The 17,417-nt window shown below is 47.8% G+C and carries 13 protein-coding genes; 1 reads left to right on the top strand and 12 read right to left on the bottom strand.

Annotated features, from left to right (window positions below; translation table 11 throughout):
* Nucleotides 1–50: 50 nt before the first annotated feature.
* From OXN25_16985 to OXN25_16960, 6 genes are all read right to left on the bottom strand, one after another.
* On the bottom strand, nucleotides 51–2,501 hold the full coding sequence (locus OXN25_16985) for a CotH kinase family protein (GenBank protein ID MDE0426548.1): 2,451 nt from the start codon (nucleotides 2,499–2,501) through the stop codon (nucleotides 51–53).
* 68 nt (nucleotides 2,502–2,569) lie between these two features.
* On the bottom strand, nucleotides 2,570–3,229 hold the full coding sequence (locus tag OXN25_16980; GenBank protein ID MDE0426547.1) for a DUF4956 domain-containing protein: 660 nt from the start codon (nucleotides 3,227–3,229) through the stop codon (nucleotides 2,570–2,572).
* 89 nt (nucleotides 3,230–3,318) lie between these two features.
* Nucleotides 3,319–3,759: a hypothetical protein gene (locus OXN25_16975; GenBank protein MDE0426546.1), complete on the bottom strand. Its 441-nt coding sequence runs from the start codon at nucleotides 3,757–3,759 to the stop codon at nucleotides 3,319–3,321.
* A 28-nt stretch (nucleotides 3,760–3,787) separates the two neighbouring features.
* The gene (locus OXN25_16970) at nucleotides 3,788–5,386 is read right to left on the bottom strand and encodes an iron ABC transporter permease (GenBank protein ID MDE0426545.1); all 1,599 of its coding nucleotides are present in this window, start codon (nucleotides 5,384–5,386) and stop codon (nucleotides 3,788–3,790) included.
* Between the two features lie 35 nt (nucleotides 5,387–5,421).
* Entirely contained in the window at nucleotides 5,422–6,447 is a 1,026-nt protein-coding gene (locus OXN25_16965; protein MDE0426544.1) for an iron ABC transporter substrate-binding protein, read from the bottom strand.
* A 106-nt stretch (nucleotides 6,448–6,553) separates the two neighbouring features.
* Complete coding sequence (locus OXN25_16960) at nucleotides 6,554–7,651, bottom strand: multicopper oxidase domain-containing protein (GenBank protein ID MDE0426543.1); 1,098 nt, start codon at nucleotides 7,649–7,651, stop codon at nucleotides 6,554–6,556.
* A 134-nt stretch (nucleotides 7,652–7,785) separates the two neighbouring features.
* Between OXN25_16960 and OXN25_16955 the strand changes: the two genes are divergently transcribed.
* Complete coding sequence (locus OXN25_16955) at nucleotides 7,786–8,016, top strand: hypothetical protein (protein MDE0426542.1); 231 nt, start codon at nucleotides 7,786–7,788, stop codon at nucleotides 8,014–8,016.
* 86 nt (nucleotides 8,017–8,102) lie between these two features.
* Here the strand turns inward: OXN25_16955 and OXN25_16950 are convergent, their stop codons facing one another.
* The 6 genes from OXN25_16950 to OXN25_16925 form a co-directional block, all read right to left on the bottom strand.
* Nucleotides 8,103–9,320, bottom strand: a complete 1,218-nt coding sequence (locus OXN25_16950) for a Gfo/Idh/MocA family oxidoreductase (GenBank protein MDE0426541.1) — start codon at nucleotides 9,318–9,320, stop codon at nucleotides 8,103–8,105.
* Nucleotides 9,321–9,325: 5 nt separating this feature from the next.
* The gene (locus OXN25_16945) at nucleotides 9,326–10,552 is read right to left on the bottom strand and encodes a phytanoyl-CoA dioxygenase family protein (protein ID MDE0426540.1); all 1,227 of its coding nucleotides are present in this window, start codon (nucleotides 10,550–10,552) and stop codon (nucleotides 9,326–9,328) included.
* 46 nt (nucleotides 10,553–10,598) lie between these two features.
* The gene (locus OXN25_16940) at nucleotides 10,599–11,633 is read right to left on the bottom strand and encodes a Gfo/Idh/MocA family oxidoreductase (protein MDE0426539.1); all 1,035 of its coding nucleotides are present in this window, start codon (nucleotides 11,631–11,633) and stop codon (nucleotides 10,599–10,601) included.
* Nucleotides 11,634–11,646: 13 nt separating this feature from the next.
* Complete coding sequence (locus OXN25_16935) at nucleotides 11,647–12,849, bottom strand: phytanoyl-CoA dioxygenase family protein (protein ID MDE0426538.1); 1,203 nt, start codon at nucleotides 12,847–12,849, stop codon at nucleotides 11,647–11,649.
* Between the two features lie 123 nt (nucleotides 12,850–12,972).
* Nucleotides 12,973–13,794: a Uma2 family endonuclease gene (locus OXN25_16930; protein MDE0426537.1), complete on the bottom strand. Its 822-nt coding sequence runs from the start codon at nucleotides 13,792–13,794 to the stop codon at nucleotides 12,973–12,975.
* Between the two features lie 216 nt (nucleotides 13,795–14,010).
* The gene (locus tag OXN25_16925; GenBank protein ID MDE0426536.1) at nucleotides 14,011–17,205 is read right to left on the bottom strand and encodes a DUF5050 domain-containing protein; all 3,195 of its coding nucleotides are present in this window, start codon (nucleotides 17,203–17,205) and stop codon (nucleotides 14,011–14,013) included.
* Nucleotides 17,206–17,417 lie beyond the last annotated feature (212 nt).

Here is a 17,417-nt window from a genome sequence, read left to right as displayed (position 1 = left end):
AATTGCTCTGTTATTGGATTAGACATAGCAGCGAACAAAAGGTTCGTTTTTTAGTGAAGCGTGTTTTCTTTACCGGGTGTGGTTTGGACATGTCTAAGTTCCCCACTGCCATTTGGCCATCTGCCGATGGCAACATCTCTCTCCTGTTTTTCAAACGTCACACTGTCAAGTACTTGATTTCCACGTGCATCGGTATCAACGAGTGCTACGGTCTCACCGTTACGGGACAGTTTAAAATTGGCGTGTAGCCCCGTTTTGGCTTTACCGTTTTCATCTAACCATACAAGGAGATAGCCTCGTCCTGGAATCGTTGTATTCTCTGGAAATGCCCATTTTCTCAGGTTGTCTATTTTATCTGTTAGGTACATTCCAGAGAGGTCCACTGTATCATTGGTGAGGTTATGCAACTCGAGCCAATCTTCGTATTGTCCTTGCGGGTCTGTGAGGCTCTTCGTGTTGGCTGCCATTAGTTCATTGATAACGATAGGTGACTCTTTTGCGACAGAGGCACTGACCCGATACTGTGCGGCGTTAGGTTCTGCGCGCGCCGGTGAAAAATCAGTCGTACCGTGTGTTTTCACCGCATTTGCTTCAACATAATAGTAAACCGTTGTTCCTGGTGGAAAAGCAGGGATGTTTCCAACGTAACGACCGCCGCGCTTTGTCATCGGGATCTCGTTGAAAACAACATAACGTTCGGTACTATAATATAACATAACAGAATCGACCGCAACCGATTCATCAAGCGTCGCTTTAACTAACACAAGGGTGCTCTGTATAGAATCCGTTTCGGATTCAATATTAACAGAGAGAATTTTCGGGGTTGGCCTGTCCAGTTCTGGATGCTTCAACAGATACTCGCGGCGACGGTTCACAAAATCCCTAAGGTCTTCAGGTGCGCCATTTTTGAATTCGTCGTATCCGTAAAGTTTTTTATCATCTTGCTGGACTTCCGCATCAATGAGTTCCATATATTCGTTGACGATGGGACCAAGCACTTCCCAATCGAGCCATTCATTTACGACGGTACGGACGTGTGCAAGGTAACGGGCACGCCATTGTGGATTAGAGAGCAGTCGTTTAATAAGGGGTCGCGCCCGATTGTTTTGATGTGTGACCGGAGATACCATTCCATTTGTTAATTCGCCCCACGACCAACCGCCACCGGGACCGCCGCCACGTCCACGTGAACGAGCAAATCTCATACTTTCATTGTTGTCGTGCGGTACAAGGTGAAATCTGTCGTTGACATCTTGATAGATGGTATAGTCGCCGCCTTTGTGGATGTAACTGTCGTCATCCATAAAGACATTTGAGACAGCAAGTTGCCATAGGACCTGATCGATGTTAAGCAAGGACGGAAGGTTTTCTACAAGTTCTGCATCAGGTGTTGTTTCATCAAGCATTTTGCAGAGTCTAATGAGATCTTCCCAAGGGTTTTCAACATTGCTGGTTTTGAGTTGATACGCTTCTTGATATCTTTCAGGACTATCACCGCTATAGGTCAGTGCGCCACCGCCCCCGGGACCTATTTTCCAACGGATGCCATCTCTTGTGCCAAACCATTCGGCGAGAAAGTCTTTGTTGTATTGTTGAAGATTGATATAAACACCCCAATTTTCACCGTTGATCACGAGTTTCACGAGGTTTGTTTTCATTGCCGGAATATAGTCGTGCGCAATTCGGTTGAAAAGGACTTCGCGGAGGAAGGAGGCATCAACGTGTCCATTGAGTAGGTTGAGAGTCTTGTAGCCGTAGAGACGTTGTCCATCTTCAGCATAATCGACGGCAATATTAAAGGATTTTTTCTCTGAGTTAACCGTAAAATATGAGGAGCTGCCTCGGAAGTGGACACCGACCTCCGGATACACCTTTCCATCAACAATCAGTTCGGCTGGTACTTCAATGTCTGTACGGTAAAACGCGTTCATCTGTTGGTACCAATCTTCATGATGAAACCGGAGATAGAGGGTACGAAGTGTGTAGGCATCGTAAAGTGACGGCGAATCTTCCGGCGCGGAAGTCAAGCTGCTTTGCATATCGTTCTGGACGCTCTCTTTTAGGGTTGATTCGTTGAGTAGTGTAACATTCCCACCGCCTCGCGTATCCAAGGCGACCTGTCGCTCAGTTCCGGTCAATTTTCCATCTTCATCTTTATCGAATTGTGCTACCAGTTTCTCAGGCGGTCTCGGTCCCCGGCGTCCCCCACCACCCCCAAAGCCTGGCATTCCACCAAAGTCAGGGGTTCTGTCGGGTGCCATATTCCTTTGAATCCTTTCAATCTCTTCATGGCTAAGTTTGTTCCCTGTGAATGCTTCTACGCTTGTAACTCGGAGCATGACTGCTTCTTCTTCTTCACTCAGTTGTCCGTCGCCATTGTGGTCGAATCGTTTCTGTTCATCTGAAAGTTTAGGTGTTTTCTGGTCATCTTGGGCATCTGCGGATATTATCCAACCAATGGCTATTAGCACAATCAGTGCAATTGATTTAAGTTGTTTCATTGTATTTTCCTTTTGAGTCTGAGACCTATCTGCTATAGAGAAGTTTGCGTTTCCAAGCTCCTCTGTGTCTATTCTTTGTCCAGTTTCACATCTGTCACGCTTTCGATGTTTGATAATTCGTTAAAAAAAACGAGCCAGTCTTGCGGCGTTTCCAATTTAACCCGGTAGTTCAACTCGACGACACCGCTTTTCCTTATCCGTTTCTCAATCAGACGTTCGTAAATCAGGTGTCTATCAAAGACGGGGCGATAAACGGTCTTAAAACTCGGTTCGGGTGGTAGGCAGAACTCGAGGCTAAACTCGTTATCGTTGCTAAAATTTTCATGCCAGTGGTATATGCCGAGTATAATGATACCGATGAGAAATGCTGCCAAAACTGCTACGGATGGGTTTCCAGCACCAATCGCCATTCCAACAGCTAACGCGTAGAAAACAAAGCCAATGTCGCGTGGGTCTTGGATGGCGGTACGAAACCGAATAATAGATAACGCCCCGACCAAGCTAAACGCCCGGGCGATACTATCGCCGATGATCACCATCACAACTGAAATCAGCATACACAAAATAATGAGTGTGTCTGTAAACGATTTCTGTGGGATCCCAGCGTGTGTCCATCGGTAGATGTTAACAATAAAAACACCAAGCACAAACGCGAGGAGTAACCTAAGTGCGTCGGTCCCCATCGTTATGAGTGGTGGAAAAGTTAGAAAATCAGATAGTATGTTCATTCCTGTCCGCTAATTGAGAATTTATGGTAGTCTATCATACTTTGACAAACTTGTGAAGAAAATGTTGGAGGATTGTGCAATAAAGCGCGTTAAAAGGTATTTTCGGACGCTGTTTCTGGTGCGGATCCGTAGAGGCGTATCCGGTCTATATTGCCCATCGATGATGACAGAACTATACGGATGCCATCGGTAACAAGAGGTGTGCGGATGATATGGGGCGATTTTCGGATGGGTGTTTTGAAGGCTTTAACGATCCGCCACTTATCTTCACCCATCCGAGCATAGACGGTCATATTCTTTAAAGGTTCAATCGGGTCGAAGTAGATTTCAATACGACTGATCGCGCGTCTTTCTGGAAGTATCCACTTCTGAATTGAACCGAGACCGCTTTCCGATATTTCATAGACTTCTGTTATACCACCATCAACGCGAACTATATTTTGTGTCGCCATAGGCAGACAACCGAGGATGGTGCATGCAAACAAAGCGAATACAAAAACGATATTGGGAATTTTCTTTTGAGGTGTCATAATTTGTTTCTCCTATTGTAGATGGGCTTTATGTCTGACCTTCATGGCGGATGATTAATCCGACAAATATTCCAGAAAAGATTAAAATCGCGAGGGCATACGGTGCGGCTTCAGCAAACATGGCTTCTGATGTGTAACTCCAGACATTGAGAGCGAGGGACTCATATCCGGGTGGCGATAAGAGAAATGTAAACGGTAATTCTTTCATTGTTGCGAGAAAAACCAAAGCAGTCGCTGTTAGCATACTGCGGAACAGCATCGGTAAAAGTGCTCTGAGAAATGCTTGAAGGGGTGGGTAGCCGAGGGAGCGAGCGGCTTCTTCTAAGTGTGGTGAACTTTGATAGAGCGAACTTCTGACGGGTCCAATGGCTTCTGCCAAGAAATGTAGTGTGCAGGCGTAGATTAGCACGGGTAACGTCTTATAAATAAAAGGCGCAGTGTTTAGAACGAAAAGGATGAGCGATAAGGCGAACGCAAGCGGCGGTATGGCATAAACTATGTAGGCGGCACGCGCCAACATATTTGACGTTCGCGAGGGGTGTCGGACCTCGATATAAGCCAACGGCACTGCCAGCATCGCACACAGAACACCCGTCGGTATTGCAACGGAGAGTGAACCCGTCAATGCTTCTACAAGACCTTGCAAGGCGGAGGCATCGAACCCTCTGACTTCTGAAAATGCGTTTGCAAGCGGCGCGCAGATCCAAAAAGACACAGCACCTGCAGGGATAATCACGGTTATGACTGCGAGCAGGCAGAGGTAGGAATACGCTGGAACGCGCCACATACCGAGTGAAATCAGAGAGGATTGCCGAGAAGTCCCGCGTCCAGCACGGTGGAGTGTCACTCGTTTCAGCAACTTCGTTTCAAAATAGAGAAGGCATCCTGTGAAGGTTAGGAGCATCAGCGCGAGCCACGCCGCATAAGTATGTTCAAAGGAGAGGGTGTATTCAATGTAGAGCGCATAACTAAAGGTTTCATAGCGCATCAGCGATACAACCCCGAAGTCGCCGAGTACATGTAGACTGATAAGTAGACCGCTGGCATAAAAGGCGGGACGCAATTGCGGAAGGATAATATGCCAAAAAACCTCAGGATACCGATAACCGAGGTTTCGAGCGGATTCTTCGAGACTTGGATCAAGCCCGAGTAAGGCTGTGCGTAGATTCAAAAAAAGGTATGGGCTTGTATAGGCACTGAGCGCAAGGAGCGCGCCCCAGTAACCGCTCAGACGTGGGATACTAACGCCGAATAACTGTGCAACGATACCTATGTTTCCGCCGAGTGCCAGTAGCGCGTAAGCCATTACATAGCCGGGAATTGCGAGCGGTAGCACACTTAGCACTGTGAAGATAGGTTTGCCTTTCAGGCGGGTCCGACTCGTTAACCATGCGGCGGGTGTCGCTATTAGTAAGTTCAGGACGAGAACGCCCAAGGTCAGAAGGAGCGTGTTAAGGAAGAGTCTTGCGTTCCGCCAGCGGAAGACAATCTCCAAAAGAGCTGTGCCTTCCGCTGAGAACGCTTTGATGAGCAGATAACCTAACGGGATAAGTCCACCGATCCCGACGACAACAGCGGGAATGAAGAAGTATCGGTGCGTACTTAGTGTTTGTGCCTTGGCATTCAATTTCCGTAGCCTTGATCTCCCGATCGGTTGTGAATTTATAGAATCTCAACTGCTTGCAGAAGTTTAACTGTACCGTCAAGATCATCGATATCATTGAGGTTAAATACCGGAGCCACTTTGATCAGTTCGGATAACGGCACGAGATTTTCGTTTTGGGTTACACCTTCCGTAACAGGATACTCAAAAACATCACTCGTAAAGTACTGCTGTGCTTTGATAGATAACAAGAATTCTACAAACTTCAGGGCGGCTTTCTTGTTCTCGGCAGTCTTTAACACGCCGACCCCAGCAATGTTGACGAGATTTCCCGGATCGCTTGCCTTAAAGAAGGTTTGTGCGACTGGATAATTTGCGTCCGTTTTCTTAAATCGGAGCAGGTAGTAGTGATTCGGCAAACCTGCGTCAATTTCACCCGCAGCGAGTGCCTCTATGATGGGTGTATTCTTCGCGTATTTTTTTACTCCATTTGCTTTCATACCGAGCAACCATTCTTTTGTCTTTTCTTCACCGACTTGTACGCGCAGGGAAGTGACAAAGGCTTGGAAAGAAGCGTTCGTTGGTGCCCAACCGACTCTACCTTTCCACATAGGTTGTGTTAAGTCGAAAATGCTTTCTGGAAGTTCTTTCATTTTGACGCGCTCTGAGGAATAGGCGAGAACGCGTGCTCTGCCACTTGTAGCAACCCAAAAACCCTCAGCGTCGCGAAAGCTCGAAGGGACCTTCATGAGTATAGCTTCCGGGAGTTTTTCAAACATTTCCTTTTTACTAACCGCACCGAGCGCACCGGCATCTTGTGCCCAAAAGAGGGCTGCAGGACTTTTGCCGCCTTCTGTTAGGAGTGCAGCGGCTAACTGCGTTGTTCCCCCATAATTCGCCTTCACTTGGATACCGGTTGCTTCCTGAAACTGCTTGATGATCGGTTCAACGAGGCTTTTACTGCGTCCAGAGTAGATCGTCAATGTTTCATCAGCGTGATTCGACGCAACAACGGGTCCGACAAAGGTGAGTACCAGCAAAACCGGTAAAACGTGCTTGAATAAACTAAAATGGTTCTTAAACATTGTATCTCCTTTTATAAGTAGATAGAGCATCTATAGAAATCAGAGATGCTGTACTTTTAGTCAAATGTATTGGCAATAAGTTCGGACTCACTGGACAGTTGAACGCTTAACGCTTCGGTACGACGCGCCAGCGCGTGTTCATGCCTGCTGTAATGTGATCGGCTACATGGCAGTGGTAGAGCCAGTTGCCGGGTGTTTTCGCTGTCATATCAACTGTAACCATGCTACCCGGCAGTAGTTCTACAACGTCGGCGCGTTTTCCGGCATTCAGCACGGTTTGCCCGTGCCAATGTGCGGTGTGCATATCAACTTCAGTGCCTAACCCAATAAGGTACCAACGTACCTTGTCGCCTTGTTCAACTTCCAAACCTTGTAAATTGCCAAAGATAAAGCCGTTTATAGCGTGTTTGAGGTTTCCCTCTTCGGCTTCCTCAGTGGATTCGTATTCCTCACGCTGTCCATTTTTGACGATTTTACGACCGTTTTCGTCAAAGACAAGAAATAATGTCGTGAAGGCTTTGTCGATATCCTTAGGGCGCGGGTCGTCTATGGAGCGTTCCATTCCTTTTTTCGTGACAACGATAGTTCCGATTAAGCCGTCGTAGACTTCGGTAACAGCATCAACGTGTGAATGGTAAAGCCAGACAATAGAGGAAGGATCGTTCGGTCCCGGTGCAGCGTCGCTATCTGCTTCCCAGTGATAGGTAAATGTGCTACCGGGTTGCACAGCAGCACCGGACCCTTTCATATCTGCGCCTTCGTTGTCTTCATCGTATTGTAGTCCGTGGACATGGATACTGAGGGGTTTATCGGCGCGGTTGAGGAAATGCACCTTCACGCTGTCGCCTTCGACGGCATGGAGTTGCGGACCGAGGATACCCATCCATACAGGTTGTTCGACTTGGGTCGTGTAGGTGTCATCGGTATACTGAATGTAGCGGTATTTTTCATAGACGAGTGCCTTGCCCCAAACGTCTAATCCCATCGCAGGTCTGATAAGGTTTTCTCCGCTCGGTGCGTAATTCCATTCGACTTTCTCCGCAGCAATCCAATATTCCCGTGTTGTGGCTTCGACGAAAGTGGTGCAATAGAACAACAGGACACTCGTGAATGCAATGAGTTTGTAAGAGGTTAGGAGTGAAAGGAAACGTAGCCAGTGGGGCCGTGTTGTAAACGAGGGTGATTTTGTGAACTTGAGACTCATTTTCAAAATAGAAGATATTAAAACAAACCTGAAACTATCTTCGTATGCTCCTCATGGAAAACCGCTATGGGTTAAATTTGGACTTAATTATACCACAGAAATACGTGGGTGTCAAATAAATGGAAAAAAGTTTCGTGAAAACCCTTTTGAAAAAATTGTATCATCTGTTTGTTGAGGATATGCTTGAACTGTGCACGCTTTTTGGGGCGTGGCGAGAAATACGCGAAACTTGGCGGCTGCAGAAAACCGAGCCTGATTATTTCTTTGATACGCCGCTCCCGCCAACGGCTGGGCATATTCCCGCCGAAGCGTCTGATATTCTGGAAAGTTCCATTGGGGAATTGGCACCTAAAGGATTGGAGTAGAGGGCGAGGCACAAAGCCGAAGCCATCCTCGCCAAACATGTATCTGGTATGGTTAGGAAGGCATCGCTATTGGACGAAGCGCGTCGCTACTTGTCTTCAAGGGCGTAACCGAATTTCTGGCGAAATTCGTCGTGAACCATCTGCTCATATCCCGTTGTTTCCGTTATAGGCAGTGAAATAGGGGTCATTCCTGTACGTGAAGATTCGTAGTGTGCGATACACATCTCCACATCTTTCCGACCACCGATGCCATATTCCGGCGGCTCCCCTGTGAGTGCTGCCTGCGCAATGGTCATGATTTCCTCAGCGGTTCCGACGTTCCAATCGTCTATCGCGTAGGTTCTAAACGGATTCTCGTAGACAATCTGTGGATCGGTATGGACAACGATTCTGGAGAGGACATCCACGCCATCGACTTCATGTCGTTCTGTCTCAATCGGAATGTCTTTCATTTCACCATTGACGAGGGCACGTAGTGGGAAGTCTGATGTCCAATAGTCGGTATCGGTAATTACGCCTTTCGTTCCCATAATCTGTCTGTACTTGATTGTCTCCTCCCCAACCTGAGAGGTCTCATAGACCCCAACTGCCCCACTCTCAAATTCAATCAGGGCGTGTCCCCAATCTTCATACACTTTATCGGGACCCGGAGCGAACTGCTTCGTGGTACCGACGATTGTTTTCGGTTCGCTTTGGGCATAGAACCGGATTTGAGACATCCGATGGACACCCATATCAATACAGACACCAGAGTGGGAAGTGAATGTAGATATAGGGGATTCTATACCGCGCGGCTTGCCCGCACCCTGCACAAACGGTCTACGACCAAAGGGTTCGATAAAGTGGACGCGCTTGATGTCGCCAAGTACACCTTCTTGAATCAACTTTATGATGATGCGGTCCCCCGGCATTCGGAAGTAGTTTTCAGCGACTTCAAAATGTACCCCGTTTTTCCTGCAGCTATCTATTATCATATCGCAGCAGGCAAGGGTAGGCGCCATCGGTTTTTCGACGATTGGGTGCATCTTACGCTCAGCGGCTCTTCTTGCCACCGAATGGTGTTCATAATCACCGGTACAGATGTCTACCACATCTATGTCGCTGTGTTTATCAAGCATTTCCTCGACATCTGTATAATATGGGAGACCATACGTCTCACCCGCCTCGCGAGCGACTTCCGCATCCACATCACACACAGCGATGTAATCTAAATCCTCTCTTTTTGTTAACTCGGCGATTGTTGGTAGATGCCAACGTTTTGCTACCCAACCGCAACCTACAGATGCAATCTTGGCTTTTCGCATTCAATCTATCTCCTTCGCGCGTACGAGTGTCCACCAATTCTGTCAGTTAATTCCTCGTCAACGGTGATTGCCAGATGTCCGGCTGGACCGACCATCTTATTGACCATAACTGCCTCAAGTTCCTTCCGCTCCAGTTCCGTCAATTCATCTGCGAGCGGACTGTGGATAAAATCTTTATACGGACGGCTGGTATCCATGAACGGCATGATAAACATCGGGATTACCGCCTGCAGGATCGCGGCACGTTTACGTTCGGTTCGATTCACACCGGCGCGGTGCCAAATCCGAGAGTCGTAGACGATGTAGCTACCTGGTGGTGCTTCAATGACATCGGCTTCCGGTCCGGTGTATGGCAACCCTTTGCTCTCACGAAATCCATCCTGTCTGGAGGTGTTTCCATTTATCCACTCTATCGGAGGACCTTGACCGAGTGTATGGGATCCAAGTTTGAAACAGGTTGCCCCATTTTCCTTGCGAAATTCTGAGACACAAAGATTGCGCTGGACTCCCATAACCAAACCATCGACTTGGTGAACCGGTATACGGTTAACAGCTTCACTCCCAGCAATGCCCCAGAGGTAAGGGAAATCTGAATGCCAACCTTGCACGTTCCGTTTGCCGTCGTCTGGCGCGAGTATCGCGAAACCCGGTGAATGCCCAAGGCGGATTTCATGCGTTTTCATATATTGGCGCATCAGCCACAAGGAGACCGGCTCTGTAATGATTTTAGCGACTGCGGCGGTCTCGTTCAACGGTGGGACACTTCGCTGGTATGTTTCCGCTTCCCAGCGACCCGTGCAGCTCACACGTTCCAACTCTTCAAGAATATCAGGGGCAACGATTGACGGCAGGCAAACCCAACCGTTTTCTTTGAATGATTCGAGATATTCGGAGGGTAAGTGGGCAGGCCCATGTCCAGCAGAGAACACACTACCCTCACTCGCGACACTACCGTCGCTTGCAAGTAGATTGCCTTGGTGACGAAGGTAGCAGCCGTTTTCAACGTCAGCGGCTTCTGTTTCAAGTTGAATCTCCGTAACGACGTGACGATAAGTGTTCTTGCCTTCAACTTGTTTCCATATTGCCTTATCGTCAACATAATCATAGACTGAAGGTTCGTTGGTGTCAGATACACCGAGGAATTCTCCAGTGGCGTTACGAAGGAGTGTAAAATGCGCTGAGGACTTCTCAACACGCACGACACGTTCCTGAAAAATTTCGTCCTTTACCATCGGTAATGACTCCTGAATAATTTAAAATCTTACATTTGCACACGTATCAATGAACAACCCCCACCTCAGCAAGCCAAGCCTCGAGCAGCTGCATATTACCGAGCGTGTCATCCCAAGACATCGCGGGTGCTTGGCGATCCGCAATATGGTTCGCGACTGTATCCGCTTCATAGGTAAAGAGGTCCCGATCTACATCAACCGTAATATCTTCCCGATTTTGCTGAGATTCAATGATGATTTTTGTTGATGGGAAGACTGTATCGAGTGGCAGGGGTTCTCTGGCATGCCGACAAGGCGAGGATGGCAACCAAGGACTTGGGATAGTGATTGAACCTTCTGAACCGTAGATAAAAACACTACTGCCGACGCTGCACTCAACGGCAGCAATTATTTCGCCTATAATACCGTTTTCAAACTTGAGCGTTGCCGCTGCGATATGATCAACACCTGTAGGTCCAATCTTACCGTTTCCTTTTACCTCAACTGGATTCAGGAAGAGTTTGTTTTCAGCAGCACCCGCCATTTTCCGAGTCATTGAAGCAGTGTAACACCCGATGTCAAGGATACCCCCACCGCCCATTTCTCGGTTGAATATTCGGCTTTGCGGGTTAAAATTCGATCGGTAACCGAATATTGAACGGATGACAAGGACCTCGCCGATCGCGCCATCTTGTATGAGTTCAACAACTTTTGCTATCTGTGGATGACAGCGATACATAAAGGCTTCCATGAGAAACACGTCATTTTCACGTGCCGCGTCTACCATTGCTGCGGCTTCAGCGCGGTTCATGCTAATCGGTTTCTCGACGAGCAGGTGTTTTCCGGCTTCCGCACACTTTATCGCCCACTCCTCATGAAGTGGGTGGATGGTTGCAATATAGACAGCGTCAATATCGTCATCCGTCAACAAACCGTCGTAGTCGTTGTATTGGCGTGGGATATTGTAATCGTTGACGAGTCTATCTATACGCGATTGGGTCCGGCTCGCAACGGCGAGAATTTGTCCCGAATCTGTAAACCGCATTCCGTTGCAGAAGACATAGGCGATGCCGCCTGCACCCATAACGCCCCAGTTTAACATATTCTGTCTCCTTCTACGAACTGCTTTGTTTCTTTGCTTCTGCGCGTTTGCTTGCAAGTGGATGCATAATACCGGCACCGGGGGGCCAGACCCCTGGGTCTGCCTTGATCCATTCACACAATTTCTGAGCATGTGGTGTTAGCGTTTCCCAGATTTCGTGCGGCATAATCCGACTAAAACCGTGCTGTGTGCGCCACGGTGCTGCATACTCGACGTTCGGAAGTGCGCGAACTTCCCTTGAAAGATTCGGCGTTGCACCGTGCCATGCGCGGTTATCTCGGAATACACCAGAACCCGCAGTCGCGCCAACAAGCGTGGAATGTTTCATCCAATCGGGTTCGTCACCCGGTGGTGGTGGATTCTGCTGCAGCGTATGTGTCCCCGGAATCTGACGAATCGGACCGTTTTCCCACGTCAGGTCGCACATCACAAAGTTAATAGTGACAGTCGGCGGGGTCATCTCCATAATCATCTTTTGTGACGGGACATCAAGATTGCCTTTGTCGTCCCTATGGAGTTGGGCACCGACTAATTCGGCTTGTCTAATGCGTGCTTCAGAGAGGTGTTGTGAGTCTCTACCATCGGGATGCAGGTGTTGATACTCTACTGCACCCGGAAGACAGAGGTCGCCGCCTGAACCCCAAACTCGGTAATCTGAAGAGCCGAAAATTTCTGTGACAATCGGTGTTGTTGTCGGCAGATCAATCATACTTGCCCATGCGGAGTGATGTAGCATCTGTCTTGAAGCGGAGGAGGTGCCGTAGCTATAGCGGTGTGGTAGGCGGCTGGTTTCGGTTGTGTACTTTCTATTTCCGGGTCCTGGTATAGAGAGAATATCACGCAATGCTTCGGCACATCCGGCTCTCCAACGCGCGAGCTGCTCAGCGTTGAGAAGGTCTTTGACGACGCAAAAACCGTCGCGATGGAAGATGCGAGCGATTTTCTTCGTTTCGTGAGGCTCGCAGATTTCGAGTCCGCGGATGCCATTGTGTGCCTGTAGTTTTTCTCGGAGTGCCTCGACTTCTGGGTCGTCGTAGACTCGACGTTTCGGCGAGGCAGGGTCTGCGACACCAAATCCTCTTTCGCCGGGAAAAAGGTTTCCCTCTGCGTCGACGGTTTCGTTGACGGGTGTGTTCTCATCCCAACCGACCCGCGTTTCACCGTAGACTTCCATCTCTTCAAGTTCTGGGGTTATGATGCGTCCGTTGTTGCTCATAAAGTTAACTCCTTATCTCCCACCTGCAGTGAGGAATGGGAAAGTATCGTGTTTTTGTCGTAAGCAACGCATATAAGAATGGTTGTAACATTGGATTTAAAGGATTGAAACGCTTATTCTCAATTAGAGATCGCTATCTTGCTGGTTAGCGAGCTGGGCACGGAGCCGTTCCAACTCGACTTCAGCTTCTTGTCGGCGTTGTGCCTCTTCAGCGGCGAGCCTTTCAGCTTCGTCGCGCCGTTCTTCAGCTTCGTCGCGCCGTTTTTCTGCTTCGACCCGAAGGTGATGCTCTTCCATAGAAGTCGTAATCGGGGTGCCATCCGGTAAGTACGGACGTAAAAGCCGCAGCTCCCATGCCTCCTGAAGCTCCCACTGAAAATATAGATTCAACGACGCACTGAACAAACCGCCTGCCTCATCCGGCTCAATCTCAACGATGTTCCCTACGGCATCCCGCCGCCACCCACGAAACTCTACAGGACGATTCATATCGGGTTGATGAATAAAATACTCCGCAACCCCTATATCACGGAGATATATCCCAATCTTTTCATCTCGATCCTCGGACGCTGTTGCATCCGAAAGGAACTCAAAAACGGCTGTAGGCACGGTGCCTTCTGCCCAAGTATAAAAACTCCTTCGCAACGGAAGTTTCGCGGCACCTAAAACGACATAGACATCGGGAGCAACGACCTTTCTGATATCCCCCTCACGGTAGTAGACGAAATTGTCCATGCTGACATGGATATGCGGGTGTGCTTGAAAGTATCGCAAGAATTGGTCAAATAAACTTTGCATCTGCATCCCATGAAATTCACCTGCTGGCATGGGTTCTTCATCCTCAGAAGGGTATCCTTCGATATGACCGGTCGGTTTCCCGCTGGCGTTTGGAAAGACGGGCATATATTTTCTTTGTTTGAGTTGAAAGTCGTTTAGGGTAGCCATGATCTTTTCCCTCTTTGTATCAAGGTAGGAAGTTCTTTACTTGCATAAGACTGTGAACATTCGTCAATGTTTTCTGTAATTTTAACAAATCCTTTATTTTTTATCAACAGGTTTTCTGGAGGTTTTAGGCACGAGAAAACACTTAAAAAAAGATAGGCGAGGCACAAAGCCGAAGCCATCCTCGCCGAACAGAAATGATAAAACCCAATGTGCGACCTACTTCAGGATAAGCATTTTTCGCAGAGACGAAATATTGTCCGTCTGGAGTTGGTAGAAATAGATACCGCTCGCCACACGTTCACCAAAAGCGTTGCGGCCGTCCCAATACGCTGCGCGAGTTCTACTTGTGTAGGTGCCAGCGGGTTGATGTCCTAACACCAACCTCCGAACAACAACCCCACGCGTATCATAGATAATGATTTTCACATCGCTCGGTTCTGCTAACTGATAGGGTATCCATGTTTCTGGATTGAAGGGATTCGGGTAATTCGCAAGCAGGTGTGTTGCCTCGGGAATTGGTGTGGGTGAATTATTCATAGGGGCAGAGGCAGTCGTTGCCCTTGAGATTCTCAAAACGAGGCGCGTGGGCGATGGTAAATCTGAAACAACCTGCTGTATATTCTTACCGTTAAGGTTTGCGCGCCACATATGTCCATCAGACTCTGTCCAGTACAACTTATTACTCGCGGAATCAATGGCAATGCCAGAAAGAATGCTCCGCAGATTAATGATCGGAAGTGCGCTTGAACCATTGAAATTCGCACGTCCAATGCTTCCGCTACTTGCGCCGATTCTTGTGGTCCCATAATAAATTTTGTTGTCTGAGATAGCGATACCATTTATCGTTCCCAAGTTACTGGCGATATTCTGGATACTTTTACCGTTGAGGTTTGCGCGCCGAATCCGCCCCGATGCTTCTGTCCAATACAACTTCGCATCTACAGTGTCTACGACGATATGATCTGGAGAATCCAGGTTTTGGACGAGGTTTCTGATTTGCTTGCCACTGCGATTCGATTGCTGAATGTGACCACGCGAGTTCGTCCAATAGAGTTTGCCTCGCGTTGTGTCAACGGAAATGCTATTGGGAATACTATTTAATGTGACAAGGCCCTGAACATTTGAACCATCCAAATTTGCGCGTTTGATGCTTCCTTTATTCTTAGCAGTCTGCTCTGTCCAGTAGATTTTGTTATCCACTGCATCTACAGTGAGGCTGATCACATTCTGGACGCTTGGCAGAAAGTTTTCTACTTTGTTCCCGACGAGTCGGTTAAGCCTGCCTGCGTTTGCCTCTACCCAATACACCACGGGGTGCTGGGATGCAGGAATCAACACTTCGGTTTGTAAAGGTATGCCAAGGGCGATTCCCCGTACAAACACATTAGGTATCGTTGTGAGAGGTTCTTGAATATTTGATCCATCGAGATTCGCACGACCGATTTTAACTGAAGAGTCGACCACCGCTCCCCCGCTCTCCGGGCCCCTCATCCAATATACCTTGCCATTACCTACATCTAACGCTATTTCTTTTAGATAGCCTACTGTGACGAGGGTTTCGGCATTTGTACCATCAATATCAGCACGCAGGATCTTAGAGTCTCGCCACAACTCCTCTATCCAATAAATCTTGCCACCCTCTACATCTAACTCTATATTTGTTGGCCGTTCCAATCCGGTCATGATGAGATCTTCGACATTTGAACCATTGAGATTAGCACGCAGGATCTTAGGCGGAATATCGTCCGTTCCTTTGTCCGTCGTTCCTATGTTTGTCCAGTACATCTTGTTACCCGCTACGTCCAACGCTATATACCCTCTTGCTACACTCCGTGATGTCTGCCACGGCATTATGATGAGGGTTTCGACATTTGATCCATCAAGATCGGCACGCAGGATTTTATCTATGTCTATCCAATACATCTTGCCATTCTCTATATCTAACTTTATATCGTTTGGGAACTCCAATCCATTTGTGACGAGGTCTTCGACGTTTCTGCCATCAAGATCGGCACGCCATATCTTAGGAGGTGTATCGTATCGGTGCCAGTGTGTTCTGCCCTCTTCTGTCAAGTACATCTTGCCATTCTTCATATCTAACGCTATACCATTTAGCTTCCTTATTTTCTGTGTGCCGAGGTTTTGTGTTGTGCCATCAAGATTAATACGCTGAATTCTATGACCATGCCCTACTATATAGTATATCTGTGGAACTCCAAGGGCAACTTCTTTGACGTAGGAGAGTGCAGATGCGTAGTTACTGTTGCCATCTGTATCTTGAGCAACGCCTGACAGCACATTTATTGTCAACTTGCCCTCAAACCCGGAGGTCGGTGTGATTCTCGCTGTGTAAGTCGCGCCGGAGCCTGTGAAGTTCGACACAGTACCGTTATCAACAGTGATGTCATTCTTACTAAATCCCGTAACGTCCTTGCTGAATGCCACTGTCACATCGAAAGCACTGGATACCCAGTGCGATTGACCGGAGATCCTTACTATTGGTGATGTCGGTGCAGAAGAAACATCAAGAGCAAAACACTTCGAGTACTCCACTCCGGTTGTGATGAGGTGTTCGGCGTTTGTGCCATCAAGATCAGCACGCCAGATAAAGGCGGAAGGGCCAAGGGGGTCGTCTCTCCAGTACATCCGGCCACCACTCACATCTAACTCTATAATATCTCTTGAGGAAGACGATGTGGCTGTGATGAGGTGTTCAGCGTTTGTGCCATCAAGATCAGCACGCCAGATCTTATAACCGTGGAGAAAATGTGATGTCCAATATATCTTGCTACCAACCATATCTAACTCTATATTCTCTAGCTTCCTAATGCCACTGTCTATTCTGAAGACCCTCTCGAAATTTTCACCATCAAGGTCAGCACGATGGATGTAGTTATCACCTATCATGTACATCTTACCCCATACTACATCTAATTTTATATCATTTGGGCCAGATGATTCAAATGTGATGAGGTGTTCAGCGTTTGTGCCATCAAGATCAGCACGCCAGATCTTATATGGCATATGGAGGGGCAGGGTTAGCCAGTATATCTTGCCGCCCCCTACATCTAACTCTATATCGTTTACTATATGCTGTCCAGTTGTGATGAGGGTTTCGGCGTTTGTGCCATCGAGATCGGCACGCCAGATCTTAGAGCTGTTACCGTTGTTGCCCCAGGATATCCAATATATCTTGCCGCCCCCTATATCTAACTCTACAATATAGCCGGATGTCGATTCGGCTGTGATGATGTGTTTGACGTTTGTGCCATCAAGATCAGCACGCCAGATCTCGTCTGGAGCATTGTAGGGTTGGTGTGTCCAGTATATCTGCCCATAACTCATGTTTCCTTGTGTACCAAGACCTATCCAACCAATAGCGAAAAGCAATACGAGCCATTTTAACTTCAAAACGCGACTCCTCATTTTAGAAAGAAATTCTTTTCAATTGACTAATACTCTATAACCTATAGACTTTTTTGAATTTAACGACTTGTGCTAAATAGAATTTATGTTGCAAGTGTCCATCCTTATGTTATCCTATAAGTTCACAAAGAAAAGGAGACATAAGTAGGACTTACGCAGCGTTAAATTTGAGTGAGGGTGATTTGAGTTGCTGGCAG

The sequence above is a fragment of the Candidatus Poribacteria bacterium genome (genome assembly GCA_028820845.1).
Taxonomy (GTDB): Bacteria; Poribacteria; WGA-4E; order WGA-4E; family WGA-3G; genus WGA-3G.
Note: the sequence above shows the minus strand (reverse complement) of the source record. Positions and strands in the feature narration are given on the sequence as shown.